The sequence below is a fragment of the Burkholderia sp. E168m23 genome (genome assembly GCF_016586125.1).
GTDB classification, from domain to species: domain Bacteria; phylum Pseudomonadota; class Gammaproteobacteria; order Burkholderiales; family Burkholderiaceae; genus Burkholderia; species Burkholderia orbicola.
Genome location: NZ_BCPP01000052.1, coordinates 1 through 15,124 on the forward strand (window position 1 = coordinate 1; position 15,124 = coordinate 15,124).

General features: G+C 63.9%; 16 protein-coding genes and 1 pseudogene. 9 read left to right on the forward strand and 8 right to left on the reverse strand.

The features are described 5' to 3' along the window. The 4 genes from JMF90_RS04750 to JMF90_RS04765 form a co-directional block, all read left to right on the forward strand. The coding region (locus tag JMF90_RS04750) for a PriCT-2 domain-containing protein (protein WP_236597944.1) at positions 1 to 1,837 on the forward strand (1,837 nt) is incomplete at its 5' end. Between the two features lie 74 nt (positions 1,838 to 1,911). Then, on the forward strand, positions 1,912 to 2,925 hold the full coding sequence (locus tag JMF90_RS04755) for an LPD7 domain-containing protein (protein ID WP_172593273.1): 1,014 nt from the start codon (positions 1,912 to 1,914) through the stop codon (positions 2,923 to 2,925). 120 nt (positions 2,926 to 3,045) lie between these two features. Then, positions 3,046 to 3,450, forward strand: a complete 405-nt coding sequence (locus tag JMF90_RS04760; RefSeq protein WP_227745913.1) for a hypothetical protein — start codon at positions 3,046 to 3,048, stop codon at positions 3,448 to 3,450. Between the two features lies 1 nt (position 3,451). Beyond that, positions 3,452 to 4,507, forward strand: a complete 1,056-nt coding sequence (locus JMF90_RS04765; RefSeq protein WP_011548465.1) for a relaxase/mobilization nuclease domain-containing protein — start codon at positions 3,452 to 3,454, stop codon at positions 4,505 to 4,507. Between the two features lie 196 nt (positions 4,508 to 4,703). On the opposite strand, the gene JMF90_RS39985 is transcribed toward JMF90_RS04765, so the two are convergent. The 4 genes from JMF90_RS39985 to JMF90_RS04785 all read right to left on the reverse strand — a co-directional run bounded on the left by JMF90_RS39985 (position 4,704) and on the right by JMF90_RS04785 (position 8,216). Further along, on the reverse strand, positions 4,704 to 4,901 hold the full coding sequence (locus JMF90_RS39985; RefSeq protein WP_226292390.1) for a hypothetical protein: 198 nt from the start codon (positions 4,899 to 4,901) through the stop codon (positions 4,704 to 4,706). 113 nt (positions 4,902 to 5,014) lie between these two features. Then, complete coding sequence (locus tag JMF90_RS04775; protein ID WP_011548463.1) at positions 5,015 to 5,824, reverse strand: TlpA disulfide reductase family protein; 810 nt, start codon at positions 5,822 to 5,824, stop codon at positions 5,015 to 5,017. Between the two features lie 578 nt (positions 5,825 to 6,402). Further along, positions 6,403 to 6,993 (reverse strand): DUF4410 domain-containing protein, encoded by a 591-nt coding sequence (locus JMF90_RS04780; protein ID WP_011548462.1) that lies wholly within the window; start codon positions 6,991 to 6,993, stop codon positions 6,403 to 6,405. 221 nt (positions 6,994 to 7,214) lie between these two features. Further along, complete coding sequence (locus tag JMF90_RS04785) at positions 7,215 to 8,216, reverse strand: hypothetical protein (protein WP_011548461.1); 1,002 nt, start codon at positions 8,214 to 8,216, stop codon at positions 7,215 to 7,217. Between the two features lie 184 nt (positions 8,217 to 8,400). Between JMF90_RS04785 and JMF90_RS04790 the strand changes: the two genes are divergently transcribed. From JMF90_RS04790 to JMF90_RS04800, 3 genes are all read left to right on the forward strand, one after another. Next, on the forward strand, positions 8,401 to 8,652 hold the full coding sequence (locus JMF90_RS04790) for a type II toxin-antitoxin system Phd/YefM family antitoxin (protein ID WP_011548460.1): 252 nt from the start codon (positions 8,401 to 8,403) through the stop codon (positions 8,650 to 8,652). After that, on the forward strand, positions 8,652 to 9,071 hold the full coding sequence (locus tag JMF90_RS04795) for a type II toxin-antitoxin system VapC family toxin (RefSeq protein WP_011548459.1): 420 nt from the start codon (positions 8,652 to 8,654) through the stop codon (positions 9,069 to 9,071). The genes JMF90_RS04790 and JMF90_RS04795 overlap by 1 nt, the downstream gene beginning before the upstream one ends. Positions 9,072 to 9,192: 121 nt before the next feature. Continuing rightward, the gene (locus JMF90_RS04800) at positions 9,193 to 9,918 is read left to right on the forward strand and encodes a class I SAM-dependent methyltransferase (RefSeq protein WP_041489426.1); all 726 of its coding nucleotides are present in this window, start codon (positions 9,193 to 9,195) and stop codon (positions 9,916 to 9,918) included. A gap of 162 nt (positions 9,919 to 10,080) precedes the next feature. Here the strand turns inward: JMF90_RS04800 and JMF90_RS04805 are convergent, their stop codons facing one another. After that, on the reverse strand, positions 10,081 to 10,545 hold the full coding sequence (locus JMF90_RS04805) for a hypothetical protein (protein ID WP_011548457.1): 465 nt from the start codon (positions 10,543 to 10,545) through the stop codon (positions 10,081 to 10,083). 78 nt (positions 10,546 to 10,623) lie between these two features. Beyond that, on the reverse strand, positions 10,624 to 11,025 hold the full coding sequence (locus tag JMF90_RS04810) for a hypothetical protein (RefSeq protein ID WP_011548456.1): 402 nt from the start codon (positions 11,023 to 11,025) through the stop codon (positions 10,624 to 10,626). A gap of 134 nt (positions 11,026 to 11,159) precedes the next feature. Here JMF90_RS04810 and JMF90_RS04815 point away from each other — a divergent pair, with 134 nt between their 5' ends. Then, a complete protein-coding gene (locus JMF90_RS04815) occupies positions 11,160 to 11,531 on the forward strand; it encodes a helix-turn-helix domain-containing protein (RefSeq protein ID WP_011548455.1) in 372 nt (123 codons plus the stop codon). Between the two features lie 264 nt (positions 11,532 to 11,795). Here JMF90_RS04815 and JMF90_RS04820 read toward each other — a convergent pair. After that, a pseudogene (locus JMF90_RS04820) lies at positions 11,796 to 12,177 on the reverse strand (GNAT family N-acetyltransferase); the annotation flags it as partial. 234 nt (positions 12,178 to 12,411) lie between these two features. Here JMF90_RS04820 and JMF90_RS04825 point away from each other — a divergent pair. After that, positions 12,412 to 14,076 (forward strand): ABC transporter ATP-binding protein, encoded by a 1,665-nt coding sequence (locus JMF90_RS04825; protein ID WP_011548453.1) that lies wholly within the window; start codon positions 12,412 to 12,414, stop codon positions 14,074 to 14,076. 18 nt (positions 14,077 to 14,094) lie between these two features. Here JMF90_RS04825 and JMF90_RS04830 read toward each other — a convergent pair. Further along, positions 14,095 to 15,124: aldo/keto reductase (locus JMF90_RS04830; RefSeq protein WP_201324973.1), on the reverse strand; the 1,030-nt coding region annotated here is incomplete at its 5' end.

Below are 15,124 nucleotides of genomic sequence, written 5' to 3' on the forward strand. Positions count from 1 at the left end.
ATATATCAGTGAGGCGGATCGAGTGCGCACTGCTTTGGCGACGATTCCGGCTGACGACTATACGACATGGGTCGACATGGCGTTCGCCGTGAAGCATGGGCTTGGCGAGGCAGGTTTTGAGCTGTGGGATGCATGGAGCCAGACCGCGCCGAATTACGATGCACGATCGGCGCGTGCGACATGGCGCTCGGCGAGCGAAAGTGGGGCGATTACGCTTGCGTCGCTGTTTTGGCTGGCCCGCGAGCATGGGTTCGATCTGGCCGGCTCGCGCGCGTTTGGCGATCGCGCGGCGCGGTCCGCGTCGGCGCATGCCCCCATTGTGGGCGCCGACGCCTCACTCGAGCGCAAGCGCCGGGCGCGCCGCGCCGCGGTCGCTCGGGATGCGCTGAGTATCTGGCGTTGGGCACGGCCGGTGGCACCTGACCATCCTTATCTGGTGCGCAAGCAGATTGCGCCGTTGCCTACCCTGCGCGAGCTTGAAGCAGAAGAGTTGCATGTGCTGCTCGGATACGCCCCGAAATCCAATGACGCCGCTCTCGTGGGACGTGTGTTGATCGTGCCTGTTCGTATCGGTCATCAGATTTCGACACTCGAGCTGATCGATTGCGAAGGGCGTAAATCATCGCTGGCAGGCGGTGCGAAGGCGGGAGGCTGGTGGTCGGTTACGCCCGAACAGTGTCGACGCGACGCGTGCTTGCCGGTGCTGATTGCAGAGGGCGTGGCGACTGCCGTGTCGGCATGGCAGGCGACAGGGTGGTACACGCTTGCGGCTTTGTCGAGCGGAAATTTATCCAAAGTGGCTACGGTATGGCGCGCGCAGCACCCGAAGGATGTGCTTGTGATTCTGGCCGATTTCGGTGCTGGATTTACGCATGCGGAGCATGCGGCGCGCGGTGCCCATGCACGACTGGTCGCTCCTAGGTTCGCATCAGGGGCGCATATTGCGGATCAATTGCCGACCGACTTTAACGATATGGCGGTGCTCGACGGAACGGAGGCGGTCGGCGAGCTGTTGCGGCGTGCGGTACTGGAGACGCCGACGCCTGCATCGGCTGACTCGAAGGCGAGCCGGACGCAAACCGAGGGTATGTCGTTTTACTTGACGGGAGACGCAGACATGGGATCGAGGAAGACGGACAACGGCACGGGGGCGGACGACGTGCGCCGGCACGCCGAGGCCGACCGCTCGGGCGGTGATTGCGCGTCGACGCAGCCATCTGGTACTCCGGAGGAAGGGAAACTGGCTTTCACCCACGAACCGGCGGCGAGCCCAGTCACCGAAACCACGGACGACGGGCAGCATTCGAACCAGGGGCCACGTCATGCGATGGGCGAACTCATATACGGGCTCGACGCCGTGCCCACGGAGGTCAAGATGGCGGCCGAGCGGCGGTTTGGGTCTGTACTGAGGATGTCCACACCACGAGAGAATGGAGGTCCCTATCGCGGGGAGGTGCTCAATACCGAGCATTTCCTTGTTCAAGAGGTGGCACCACGCAGCGTGGTGTTTCATGCGAAGGGAAAGATGACATTCGCGTCGGACCGGTTACGGTGGATGGACGAGCACCATCGCCTAAACGGCGCAGACGTACAGATCGTCTACGAAGGTGAGCGCGCGAAGCTCTACCCGTGGGACCGGGCCCGCGATCAGCTTGAGCGGGCGGTTGCCTCGCTGAAAAAATCTGCGCGGGAAATGGGGCTCGACGACATGGACGTGAAGCTCGATGCGCTGCGTGCAGCGTCATGGGCGCGCGTGAAAGCCGCACGTGCGGCCGCGCTCGCGCAAGCCAGGTCACGCGTGGACGGGCGTGGTGAGATCGATGACCCGCAGCGGTAGCGATTCGGTCATGCGCAATATGGACGGTGACGCCGCGCAGCTGAGCATTGCGCGACGCATAACCGGTGAGGTACATGATGGATGATACCCAGTCGCCGGCGCTTTTCGCACCCAGTGCGGACTTCGCCGTGAACGCCATCGAGCCTGAATGGACTGCGGACGTCGACATAGCGCGACGCCGTCCGTCGGACCACTTTCCGGCAAAACAATTCGGCTACCTCGCAATGCTTGCGCGTCGGCGCAGCGAGTTTGATGCGGCGCGCGCCCTGCTACGAGAGCAGGCTGGCGGCAGCCGCTTCGAGGCGGGGCGTGACGATGCAGGCACGGATGGTGTGTCCGATCCCGGCGCGATAAATTCGGTGCCGAAGTTCACGGAAATCGCCGACGCGCCAGAGCGAGTTAGGCGAAGCTACCTGCGCGCCGGCAGTCAATATTTCCTGAAGGAGGCCCCGTACCCGCTGGCGTTCGAGGATCGGGGGCGATATCTCGTCACGATGCAAACTCGTACAGACATTGTTGCTTCCATGATGGATATGGTGCAGGCGAAGGCGTGGACGCGCATTCGCGTGTCGGGGCACGACGCCTTTTGCCGCGAAGTATGGCTGCAGGCCGTTTCAATCGGTATTGAGGTAAGCGGGTACACACCGGAGCCTGCCGACCTGGCGCGTCTTTCTGAGTTGAACGCGCCCACGGAACACACACGCGATCGCGACTCCGAGCGTCCTGGGTTGCAGCCGCAAGCAGCGACGACTGCAACGCCTGAGGGGGCCCGCGACGAAAGTCCAGACCGTCCCATGGGCGCACCGGTGCGCCACTCGAGATCGCTGGACGATGAGATTCAGCTCGCCGTGATTGTGGCGGCTATGCGCGAGCAGGGTTTCAGTGATCGTTCGGTTAATCGTGTTAAGCGTCGCGCTGTGCGCATGCTCGACGCGCTTCACGCTGAGGGCGTCGAGCTTCCCCGACCTCGCGTGTTCGATCCGACGGCTCCTTCCGCGCGAGCGGAAAAGGACGAACCCCAGCAATCGTCTGCCCCGTCGCGAGAAATCAATCACGCGCCCGCCATGCCGTCACCTGGCGAACGGTAGACGAACATGGGATCGCGAAACCGAGCGCGCATTGCGGTCGAACTGGGTGCGCTAAAGCCTTTGTGGCAGGCACGATGTGCGCAGAACGGGGTGAGCGCCGGTGAGGGCATCAGGCGGCTCGTGGCCGAAGCACTGGACATTGCCCATGACCCGCCGGACACGGCCGCAATACTTTCGACGCCGAGCGAGCCGTTTGTACGGATCGGCGTGGGTCTGATGCCGGCCGAGTTGGAATGTATCAAAGGGCTGGCACATGTGCAGGGGTTCACCGCCAATCGATGGATTGCTGCGTTAATTCGCGCCCATCTGACCGGAGAACCGCAACTGGGAAATCGGGAGATGATGCTGCTTGCGGAATCGAATCGGCAGCTTGCTGCGATTCGTACGCGGCTGGGTGAGCTCGCGCGCAACACGGGCGAGGGCCACCACGTGCCCGAGTGGGAGCACGCGCGCGCCATGATCCTTACACATCTGCGTTTTGTCGCACAGTTGCTGCAAACCAACCTGGACCGATGGAGCCGTTGATATGCCGTTTCCCAGACAGTACGTCGATGCGCTGCTCGTCAACTGGGGCGATCGACTGTTTCACGAGCCGCTGCGGCATGTGCGCGCCCCGCATCTGCCAGGCGTGGCGTTGCCGCGCGATGCGCGGCGTCTACGCGAACGGCTGGCTTTGACGCTTCGACGCGCGCCCGAGGTCATGGTCAAGATTACCAACAAAGCGTCAGGCGCACAGGGCATGGGTGCGGTGCGTCGACACTTGCAATATATTTCACGCGATGGTCATGTCGAGCTGGAAGACCAGGACGCGCGCGTATTGGTCGGGGAGGCTGCCTTGCAGGACCTTTTTGACGAATGGCGGTGGGGTGGTTGGGGGATGCCGGAAGAGAGCCGGCGTCGGGAAACCTTTAATTTGATGCTATCAATGCCCGCGGGCACGGACCGCGCGGCCGTCCGAGAGGCGTCAAGGGCGTTCGCGCGCGAGATATTCGGCGACGGACGATTGTACGTGTTCGCACAGCACGATGACCAACCGCATCCGCACGTCCATTTGTGTGTTCGGGTGCGTGGTCCTGACGGGCGGTGTCTGAATCCGCGCAAGCGGGATCTGCGTACATGGCGCGAGGTGTTTGCGCGCCAGTTGCGCGAACACGGGGTCGATGCGAACGCAACGCCGAGGCTGGCTCGCGGTGAGACACAACGCTTTCCGACGCAGGCCGTGTTACGAATGCAGTCTCGTGGAGTTGCCCCGCGTTTTTACCGATCGGTGCTCGATGTGCGGGCAGAAAAGGCGTTATGGGATGCGCATATCGAAACATTGGCAGTCTGGCGTGGGGTCGCACAAGCATTGGCCCATTCCGGTGTCCCTGAAGACCGAACCATGGCAATGGCTATTGTGGATTTTGTGCAGCACATGCCGGCGAGGCAATTGGAGCCCGGCGCTACCCGACTCGACCCGGCCACCACATGCTCACATCGTGACCGCTCGAATGAGCCCAGGTATATTGCCCGCTTCACGGGTAAACAGCGCAGTGTTAATGGCAGGCCACCCGAACCGGATCCGCTATTTGACCGAGACTGATCGCCTTTCCGTCAGCCGTGTTTGGGTGTCGGGTGCGCGATTCTGCACGCATGACGTATGCCGCCGCGAACGGCGATTCGTGTGCACACGCCGTTGGTTCACGGGCGTCGTGCGATTGTGGTAGCGCGGGTGATGGGCACTGGGTAACGTGATGGCGTCCGTCGGCCTGACCGGTTCGCTACGTAGACTGGCGCCGTCAGTGTTCACGCATGCAGCGCTGCATCTGCTTTCGCGCATGCTCTGGCCTGGCGTCGAAGTCACGCGGTTTCATGTCGAGCCCTTCGGCGTGGGCGGATTCCACATCGGCGGTGGCATCAGGCGGAGTGCCACATACAGATACGGCGAAGGCATCCGTCTCCCAGCCGATGTGCAGGCCGTTGCGCGAGTTGGACACGATCGCGCTGACGCTTTCGACGAGGCCTATCGGATCGGTCTTCGTGTACCGGTGGGTCGCGCTCGAAGCTCGGAAGTGATGAAGCGGCGTCGCCTCTGGTCCGCCGCCGGGCATTACTGCCCGAAGCGCTGCGTGATGGCGTCCTTCAGGCGCGCGGCGGTCAGCTCGCCCATGTGCGATTCGACGAGTTCACCTTTCGCGTTGAAGAACAGCGTGGTCGGCAGTCCACGCGAGCCATACGCATGCATCGCGTGCAGCGACGGATCGAGCAGCACGTGATCGAAACGCAGGCTCTGCTGCTCGAGGAACGCACGCACGGCGTGCGCGTTTTCTCCCTGGTTGAGCATCAGCACCGTGATGCCCGGATGGTCGCGCTGCGCCTGTTCGAGGATCGGCATCTCGCGCCGGCACGGCGCGCACCACGTCGCCCACAGGTTCACGACCACCGGCTTGCCGACGAAGCCCGCCGGCAACACGGGCGTTGAATCGAGTGCCTGGAGCGGCATCGCGGCAAGCGGCGGCGCGCCGCGCTGCAGCGTCGCCAGCGTGCCTTGCGCGATGCCCCACGCACCGAGGCCGGCGACGATGCCGGCCAGTACCGGCCGACGCAGCGCCGGCAGGCGACGCAAGCGCCAGCCGGCGAACACCAGCGCGGCCGCGATACCGATGCGCGCGTCGAAGCCGCCATCGCCGAGCGCGACGATCGCGCGCGGCGACGCCGCATAGTCCGGCCACCATTGAGCGACATAACCGACGCGCGCGGCGATCAACCCGAGCAGCAGCACGTCGAGGATCAGGCTCGACGCGCTCTTGTGATGCCCGTCGGGCGGACGGCGCTGGATGACGCGCGCGACGAGCCACGCCAGCAGCGCGGCGACGGCTACCGCGGCGACGCGGATCGAGAAGGGACCGATACTCAGCATGAAATAGGAAGAATGGACGTGATCGAGCGGGACAGGAGAGCTGGTGGGCCGTCGCAGTGCTCAAGCCTTCGACGGTCGTGCGGCGTTTCGACCGGTTGTCGCGTATGGGGGTTCCGTCGAAGAACGTAACGGCGTATTGCGGGTCGCGATGGGTGCCCCGGGCAGCTCACGAGGGCGTGATGTTCACGCAAGCTTGCAGCGAATCAGACCAGTCTGATGGTCAACGGCATACCGTTCATCAACAATACGCAGACCGGTTTGGTGTGGTGTCCACCGGTATCCCGCCTAGGGATCTCTCCTTGCCGGCCGCTCCGCTCGCGAGCGGCCGCTTTTTTGTTGTCATGCGTGCGCGCGTGAATGCCTTGTGGCGGTCGGTGGGCGCGGCCGCACTCCGATGCATATCGGCTGATTTAACGGAATAGGACCGCTGCCAGATGCGAGCACAGGGCATTCACTCGCGCATTGCAGGACGCATGATGGTCGGTTCGCGACCGGCGAGGCCGTGCGTTGATGGCAGCACCGGGTCTGCCGCCATGGCCCGACGGGCCGCGCATCCGCGATCCGTCGGGCGGCGGGCTTTACAGCTTCCTCGACGCTGCCGGTGCCGCGTCGCCTTGCGTGGCGGCGGTCGTCGGATCGAGCGTCGCGAGCGTCTTCTCGGTGAATTTCTCGTACAGCCAGTCCATACGCATGCTGTCGATGCCGGCGATACCGCCGAGCGCATACGACGCCGACACCTTGAAGTGGTCGACCGGGTGATTGTCGGCATCGGTGAACGTGACGGTGCCGTCGACGTAATCGCTGCCGGCCATGAAGCCGAACATGACGGCCGAGAAACTCGAGCGCACGCGAATGCCGGTGACTTCGACGTTCAGGTGCATCGCATCGGTTGCATCCGCTTTGGCCAGCAGCTTGCGTGCGTCCAGTGCATGTTCGATTTTCTCCTGCAGTTTCTTTGCGTCGAACTTCAGGTTGTCTTTCAACGCTTCCTGCGCGGCATTGTCGAGCGTGACCGTCACGATCACGGGCTTCTTGCCGAATGGGGTCGTCGATGCGGTCACGGCGGCCCCGGCCGTATCGCTGGCGTCGCGCGTCACGCTGCTGGCGCAGCCCGATAGGAAGCCGATCGTCACGAATGCCAGAGCGGCATGGCGGATAAGAGATTTCATGATTTGGTCTTTGATTGAGGTTATTGGAATGGGCTCTGTGGCCGAGCGGGAATCTAGCACGGAGCGATTCCATTCAAATCGTCGAATAGATCGAAAATCGATGCGGTGTTTGGTCGACGCGGCGCGATTGCACCGAGGAATGGTCGAAATAATGGGCAGTGCGTGATGAACGGCGGTGGAGATTCGCTATAGCTTGCGCGGCGGCGTCTCCTGGCTGGCGATTACTGGCCGTTGCCCGACACCGCTTCACCCAGCCGATACGCCGTAAAGAACTCGTACCACGGCGAGCCTTGCGTGACCGGCACACCGAGCGCCATCGTGCGCTGTTTCAGTGCGCCGAATACATCGTCGATGAGCGCCCTCTGCGCGCCGTCGCGGAACGGAACCGGTTGCGTCCGCCCCGCCGCGAACGCGCCATACGCGATCGCCAGCAGGCGGGCGCGGTCGTCGGTGCCCGCGATCGACGCGTTGATCGTTTCGACGAAGCGCGGCCGGTCTTCCGCGCGCGGCGCGGACAGGCACAGGAACACGATCGCCGACAGTTCATGCCGGTCCTTCACCCGCAGCAGCGCGGGCAGCCCTGCAACGATCCGTTCCACCGGTTCGTCGCGCAGCGCATCGCCGAAGTCGAGCACGGCGGTCATCGGGTTCGTGTCGGCTTTCAGGCGGTCGAGCGCCGGTTGCGGGGCCGACCACGCGCGGTCCTGCACCGCGGCGGGCGTGGACCGCAACGCATCGGCCACCTGCTGCGTCCACTCCGGAAAGATCATCCGCACGTTGCCGAACTGCTCGCCGCCTTCCGCGGACGGATTCCACCGATAGACGATCGTGCCGCCGCGAATGAACGGCGAATACAGATGCTCGGGCGTTTGCGGCAGCGGCCGCCGGTTGATCGGCAGCCACGCGAGCGTGAGCCAGTCGTAGCGGCCCGTCGCGGGCACTGCCGGGCTCGAACTCGCGACGACCTGCCACATGCCGCGATTCGCATAGCGGCGGCGCGCGTCGGGTACCGGGACGGTCTGGCCTTTCGCGGTGTCGAAATACGTCGTGCCGGTGACGTTCGCTCCGCTGTCCGCTGCCGGCGTGATGGTCGAGATGACCCACGACGCACCATCAGCCGAACGGTAGTCGGACAGCTTGAGCGTCGCCACATCGTGCACCATGCGCGTTTCCGCCGCGACGGGGCTCGCGGGGAGATTGGCGGGGGCCAGGATGCTCGGCATGGACTTTCCTCGGAATCGGATGCGCATCGTCGAGCGGGGGCGATGCGCGGCGGTGCGGGGCGTTTCTCGTAACTGTAGGACGTTGCTACAGGTATCGCGAGGAACCCGCCGCGCAGCGTGAGGAATAACACGCAGTCATATATTGTAGTAACATACCTACATATATGGTTTCCAGGAGTTCATCGTGACCATCACCACACTCTCGAGTCGTGAGCTCAACCAGGACGTGACCAAGGCAAAGAAGGCGACAAAGGACGGCCCCGTGTTTATCACCGACCGCGGCAGGCCTGCCCACGTGTTGCTGAGTTTCGAGGAATACCAGCGTCTCACCCGGCAGCAGCGCAACATTGCCGACTCGCTCGCCATGCCAGGTGTCGAGGACGTCGAATTCGACCCGCCGCGCGCGAACGTCAAGATCAAGGAGGTCGATTTCTGATGATGTTCGTTCTCGATACCAATGTGGTTTCGGAACTCCGGAAAGTGCGGGCGGGCAAGGCGGACAGGAACGTGGCAGCCTGGTGTTCGACCGTCGATGCGTCGGTGCTGTTTGTCTCGGCGATCACGATCATGGAGCTGGAGACAGGTGTCTTGCAGATCGAGCGCGGAGATGCGGAGCAGGGCGCGCTGCTCAGGGCATGGCTTGACGGGCAAGTCCTGCCCGAGTTCGCTGGTCGCGTGTTACCGGTCGATACTGCTGTCGCGCAACGATGCGCACGGCTCCATGTGCCGGACCAGCGATCCGAGCGGGACGCGCTCATTGCCGCCACGGCGATCGTGCACGGCATGACGGTCGTGACGCGCAACGTTGCCGATTTCGTTGAAACCGGTGTCGCGATCCTGAATCCGTGGGATTGAGCGAAACAACCAGCTTGCTCACGAGGGAAATCGGATGCCGCTTGCATGCAAGCGCGCGTCGATTCGCTTCGGCTTACCATGCGCATCCTGGGCCAACGACGCAGACCGATCGGGAGCACGCATGACCGGCACGAAAGCCATTACCGAACACTGGACGCGGGTCGCTGACCAATGGATTGGCTGGGCCGGCAAGCCGGGCCACGATGCGTTCTGGAAATATCGCGCGGGGCTCGCGGCCTACATCGGTCGCGGCACGGGCGTCGCGCTGGAGGTCGGCTGCGGCGAAGGCCGCGTGAGCCGTGAGTTGAAGGCGCTCGGTTACGACGTGACCGCGAGCGACGCGGTGCCCGCGATGCTCGACGCGGCGCGCCACGCGGATTCCGCGCATCGCTATCAACTCGCCGACGCGGCGGCGCTGCCGTTCGACGCGGCCAGCTTCGATCTCGTGATGGCGTACAACGTGCTGATGGATCTCGACGACATGCCGCGCGCGCTGAACGAGGCGCGCCGCGTGCTGAAGCCGGATGGGACGCTATTCATCTCGATCGTGCATCCGTTCCGCGATCGCGGCGCCTTTGCCGGGCCACAGCCCGATGCGCCGTTCGTGCTGACGGGCAGCTATTTCGGGCGTGAGCATTTCGACGGCATGGAAACGCGTGACGGGCTGTCGATGCATTTTGCAGGATGGTCGCTGCCGCTGCAGGCGTACATGGAGGCGCTGGAAGCGTCCGGGTTCGCGATCGTGTCGTTGCGCGAACCGCCGCCCGATCATGCCGATACGGATCAGTTGAAGCAGTGGGCGCGCGTGCCGCTGTTTCTGTGGATCAAGGCTCGGCCATTGCGTTGAGCGCGTGCGACTGATAGGCGACGCGGATGCTTCGCGCGATTTTCAATTCGAATGTGTGACCGACTCATCGCGCGCACCTATGCTGAACGAGCGCGAGTCGGCACCGTGCTTTCGCACCTCGACATCTTATACTCGCAGCGTGTCCGCAACGCTGAACTTGCGTTATACAACCTGCTGATCGTCGCTGGTCTCGATCGAAACAGACAAGAACTGCTTGCCACGCGCTGGTGCACCTGCGGGTTCCAGTCGCAAGAGAAAATCGAAATATCGTTCCGGGAGCTTTCCAAGTTGTTCCTGGATCGCTGCCAGCTTGATGAGGCACTGGGCGTCCCAGTTCATTCCGACAACAAGCTCGCTCGTCACGCCGTTCCACTCGCTAAGTAGAATAGAGGCCGCACGAGCATGCTCTTCGGCGAAGCGTTCGATGCGTTGTTCGATGTAACGCGCATCGTCACGCATCAACGTACCCGAGATGCACAACGAAACGGTATGCGCGACGGTGTCGTGTTTCACGTACACGCTGGCGATACCGCTCAGGTGCCGGGATACCCGATCGAGTTGCTCATCGTCCAAGTCGTCCTGGACGGACAGTGCACCTGAGAGGCTGTACGGTGCGGGCTCTTCCATTGCGAACCTCCAGAGGTTGGGGTGAAATCAATGTCCCGATTGGGTCGAGAATCTCAGCTTTTAGGTAGGCTAGGCGGATCATCCGAGCGGAGCTCCCAGTACCTGAGTGTTTTGAGTATCAGAATGTGGCGGCGTAGACGCGTGATGCCGTACGTATTCTTTCGCCGGATCCTGCAACTGTTCGACCTGTCGGCCCGGCGTGAGGGGCATGAGAGATTGTTCCCCGAACCGTATGCGACTGAATACGGCGGCGGTTCGGGCCCACTTCCGGGAGAATTCTTTCAATTTACCTTCAATGGAGGCGACCTCTTGATCGGTAAGTGCACCGCGAAGGCGGATCATGACCGAATGCGTGACGGCATCGGTGACGCAGTAGACGGTCGCGGAAGCGGCCAAGCTCTGCGCGAACTGCTGTGCGTGATTGCGTCGGAAGCTACCGACGACCGGGAGTGCGCCGCAGATTTCGTACGTGAATGGCATGAGTCCTCCGATGCATCGAGATCGTCTGCAGGCAGGAGCCGGAGCTTCTCAGTGCTCTTGTCCATCCCGAGACACAACTGAGTACATGCAAACGATAGTCAACAAATGAGTTCATGTCAACAGAAAATCCACAAATGAATTCCTTTTCGCTTCGCTTGAAGCAGGAGCGACGACGCCTGCAAATGAACCAGGCCGAATTCGGCGAGGCAGGAGGTGTTCGGAAACAGGCTCAGTCCAACTATGAACAGGGCTCGAGGATTCCGGATGCCAGCTATCTGACCCGACTTGCTGAGATTGGCGTCGACGTTCAGTATCTGCTGACCGGTCGCCCGTCGGACCCCGGAACTTTGGCGCTAACCGGCGACGAAGAACTGCTCCTCGCGGGCTTTCGAGAACTGAAGCCGCGAGAAAGGCGCGGGGTGCTGGCGCTCGTGGCTGCGATCAACGGTACGCCGACGGAACGATCGGGGACGGGGCAGGCGTCGGGGGAGGCCGAGGACGTTTGATTCGTTGGACGTGCGGGGAATGTATAGCCGACGTTTGACGCTGCAGAGCAGGGGAATGGCCGGTCAGGAGAAATGTTACGACCCATTAATGGCAACGAAAACCGACACATCGAAATGGTGTCCCCGAGGATACAAAAATCCGGTGAAAGGACGAATTTGTATCCCGCGGGCTACCCGGGGTCGTGAAGCCATGTCCGCCCGACGGTCGGGGTGTACGTGGCGGGTCGTCGATGCGCTATGTGATCCGTCACGTGCGGCTGCCAGCCAGTGCACGCGTTCGGCACGATGCCGGCGCGCGGCGTCGTACACGGCTTCGATCAGTGCGCGGCCGACACCTTTGCCGTGTTCGCTGTCGAGCGTGGACAGATCCTGCAGATAGCAGGACGGCCCGATGTGCGTCGTGCTGCGGCCGTATACAGGGAACGCGCGAACCCGACGGGCCTGCAGTGACGCTGCACGACCAGCGCGTACACCGGTTCGTAGCCGTCGAAGAAGCGCGACCACGTGAGCTACGTGATGTGCGGCGGTAGCGCGTGTGGCGTCGAAGCGGCTATAGAAGCGGTTGTGATCCCACTGCGGCAGCCATTCATCGTAGTCGTCTACTCCCAACCACGCGTACGGTCGGGCCGGTATCGGCAACGTTCATGTTCGTGAGCCTTTCGAGGAGGGAAGAGCGTTGCCGGCCAGACCGGTCGCGGGGCGCAACGACAAGAGGGCAGGGGCACGATGGGGGGCCGCGGTGCTCGCGTTTTCTGATGTCACAGCGCAACTGCATGCGGCTACCGTCGTGCAGCCCGAACGATGCGGTGGGCTTTCTTTCAGTCTGCTAGACTTTTTGGCCGCCTGTCGCCATCCGGGCCGCGCCCCGGTCCATTGCGCCATGAACGAACACCACGCACCGAATCCAATCACCGAGGTGCTGCGCGCCTACTGGAAGGCCGATCGCTGGATGTTATTGACGGTTGCGGCCGTCGTCGTGCTGTCGAGTGCCACCGCCGTTGCCGCTCCGTATCTGTTCTCGCGCCTGATCGACGCGCTGTCGCATCGCGGCGCGCTGCACGCGCTCATGGCGGGCTTCGTGGTCTACGCAGTGCTGCTGGGCCTGTCCAGCGCGCTGCAACGCGTCGTGCAGTACCTCGCCTTCATGACGTCCGGGAATCTGGGATTCATCACCAGCACGCGCTTTTTCGAGCGCGTCCTGAAGAAAACCACGGCGTTCTTCGTCGAACACAATCCCACCGAAATCCAGAGCGCGAATACGCGCGGCAGCCGCGCGCTGGCGGTGCTCGTGCAGCTTGCGCTGATGGATTTGATCCCCGGCACGCTCCAGATCGTCTTCACCCTCGTCACGCTGGGCGCAATGATCAACCTCGAAGTGGCGGCCATCACCGCTGCGTATGGCGCGATCGCGGTGACGATCGCGATCGTTTCCGCGCGGCGCTCGCGGGTGTACCTGGATCGCGCGATCGAGGCCGGGCAGGACAATGCGCGGTTCGTCGGCGGCGCGATCAACGCGATGGAGACGCTCCGGCATTTCGGCAGCCACCGCTGGATGAGCGAGCGTTTCGCGGAGAAGGCGCGCGCCGAGCGCGATAACTGGCGCGCGTACGTGATGCAGCATGTCGGCTTTCTCGCGCTGCTGGGGCTCGGCCTCGCGATCCAGTTCTCGGTCACGTTCTGGCTGCTGTTGCCGCGTCATGCGGCCGGCGCGCTGTCGATCGGCGACATCGTGCTGTTCAACACGCTGCTGCTGCAACTGAACCTGCCGTTCGACATGCTCGCGCGCTCGATCGACGAGAGTGTGCGCTCCCGCGCCGCACTCGTGCCGTTCACCGCGCTCTGGACGGCGCCCGAGGAGCGGCAGGTGTCGCACGCGTCGGCGTTCGCGCCGCGCGACGGGCGCATCGTGTTCGAGCGCGTCGGCTATGCATACGGCAACGGGCGCGGCGTGCGCGACGTCGATTTCGTGGCCGAGCGCGGCGGCATCACGTTCGTCGTCGGCGAAACCGGCGCGGGGAAGTCGACCGTCTTCAAGCTGGCGCTGAAATCGATCGAGCCGACCGATGGTCGCATTCTGGTCGACGGCGTTGATTTTGCGACGATCGATCGCGCCGACTGGTACGGCGCGGTGGCCGTCGTGCCGCAGGACATCGTGCTGCTGAACGACAGCCTGGAGGACAACATCCTGCTCGGCCGCCCGCGCGATGCGCAGCGCCTGCGCGACGCGGCCGCGAAGGCCGCGATCCTGCCGTTCATCGACGGCTTGCCGGACGGGTTCCGCACGACGGTCGGCGAGCGCGGACTGAAACTGTCCGGCGGCGAGCGCCAGCGCATCGCGATCGCCCGCGCGCTGTACGGCAATCCGACCGTGCTGTTTCTCGACGAGGCGAGTTCCGCGCTCGACGAAGCCACCGAGCGCGACATCATGGCGCACGTGCGGCTGCTGGCCCGCGACGTCACGGTGATCGCGATCACGCACCGGCGCTCGGTCATCGGGCCGACCGACAAGGTCGTGCGGCTCGGCGCGGCACGCGTGCCGGCCTGATGCCCGGGTCTCGACGGCTTACCCGCGCATCGGCGGATTGAGCCGCGCGAACACCGCCTGCCGGCGATACGGAAAGTACGGATACGGCGCTTCGACCGCACTCGCCGCGTCCAGCTTCGCGACCTGCGCATCGGTCAGCGTCCAGCCGACCGCGCCGAGGTTCTGCCGCAACTGTTCCTCGTTGCGCGCGCCGACGATCACCGACGACACGGTCGGCCGCTGCAGCAGCCAGTTCAATGCGATCTGCGGCACCGTCTTGCCGGTTTCCTCCGCGATCGCATCGAGCGCATCGACCACGTCGTACAGGCGCGCGTCGTCGACCGGCGGCCCGTAGCTGGCCGTTTCATGCAGCCGGCTGCCTTCGGGCAGCGGCGCATTGCGCCGGATCTTGCCGGTGAGCCGGCCCCAGCCGAGCGGGCTCCACACCAGCGCGCCGAGGCCCTGGTCCGCGCCGAGCGGCATCAGGTCCCATTCGTAGTCGCGGCCGACGAGCGAGTAGTACACCTGGTTCGCCACGTAGCGCGACCAGCCATGCCGGTCGGCCGCCGCGAGCGACTTCATGATCTGCCAGCCGGCGAAATTCGACACGCCGATGTAGCGCAGCTTGCCCGCGCGCACGAGATCGTCGAGCGTCGACATCACTTCCTCGACCGGCGTGCCGGCGTCGAACGCATGCAGTTGCAGCAGGTCGATGTAGTCGGTGTCGAGGCGGCGCAGCGCGTCGTCGACGGCGCGCACCAGCCGTGCGCGCGACGTGCCCGCCTCATTCGGGCCGTCGCCGGTGGGCAGGCCCGTCTTGGTCGAGATCAGCACCTGGTCGCGGCGCCCCTTGAGCGCGGCGCCGAGCACGCGCTCGGACGCGCCGTCGGAATACACGTCGGCCGTGTCGAACAGGTTAACGCCGGCTTCGAGACAGATGTCGATCAGGCGGCGCGCTTCGTCGACGCCGGTATTGCCCCATGCACTGAACAGCGGGCCGGTGCCGCCGAAGGTGCCGGCGCCGAAGCTCAGGGCGGGGACCTGAAGGCCGGAGCGGCCGAGCGTACGG

Bases quoted from the DNA above. Each gene is read 5' to 3' on its own strand.
- JMF90_RS04755 (WP_172593273.1), top strand. From the start codon at position 1,912: ATGATGGATGATACCCAGTCGCCGGCGCTTTTCGCACCCAGTGCGGAC.
- JMF90_RS04765 (WP_011548465.1), top strand. From the start codon at position 3,452: ATGCCGTTTCCCAGACAGTACGTCGATGCGCTGCTCGTCAACTGGGGC.
- JMF90_RS04775 (WP_011548463.1), bottom strand. From the start codon at position 5,824: ATGCTGAGTATCGGTCCCTTCTCGATCCGCGTCGCCGCGGTAGCCGTC.
- JMF90_RS04780 (WP_011548462.1), bottom strand. From the start codon at position 6,993: ATGAAATCTCTTATCCGCCATGCCGCTCTGGCATTCGTGACGATCGGC.
- JMF90_RS04785 (WP_011548461.1), bottom strand. From the start codon at position 8,216: ATGCCGAGCATCCTGGCCCCCGCCAATCTCCCCGCGAGCCCCGTCGCG.
- JMF90_RS04795 (WP_011548459.1), top strand. From the start codon at position 8,652: ATGATGTTCGTTCTCGATACCAATGTGGTTTCGGAACTCCGGAAAGTG.
- JMF90_RS04800 (WP_041489426.1), top strand. From the start codon at position 9,193: ATGACCGGCACGAAAGCCATTACCGAACACTGGACGCGGGTCGCTGAC.
- JMF90_RS04805 (WP_011548457.1), bottom strand. From the start codon at position 10,545: ATGGAAGAGCCCGCACCGTACAGCCTCTCAGGTGCACTGTCCGTCCAG.
- JMF90_RS04810 (WP_011548456.1), bottom strand. From the start codon at position 11,025: ATGCCATTCACGTACGAAATCTGCGGCGCACTCCCGGTCGTCGGTAGC.
- JMF90_RS04815 (WP_011548455.1), top strand. From the start codon at position 11,160: ATGAATTCCTTTTCGCTTCGCTTGAAGCAGGAGCGACGACGCCTGCAA.
- JMF90_RS04825 (WP_011548453.1), top strand. From the start codon at position 12,412: ATGAACGAACACCACGCACCGAATCCAATCACCGAGGTGCTGCGCGCC.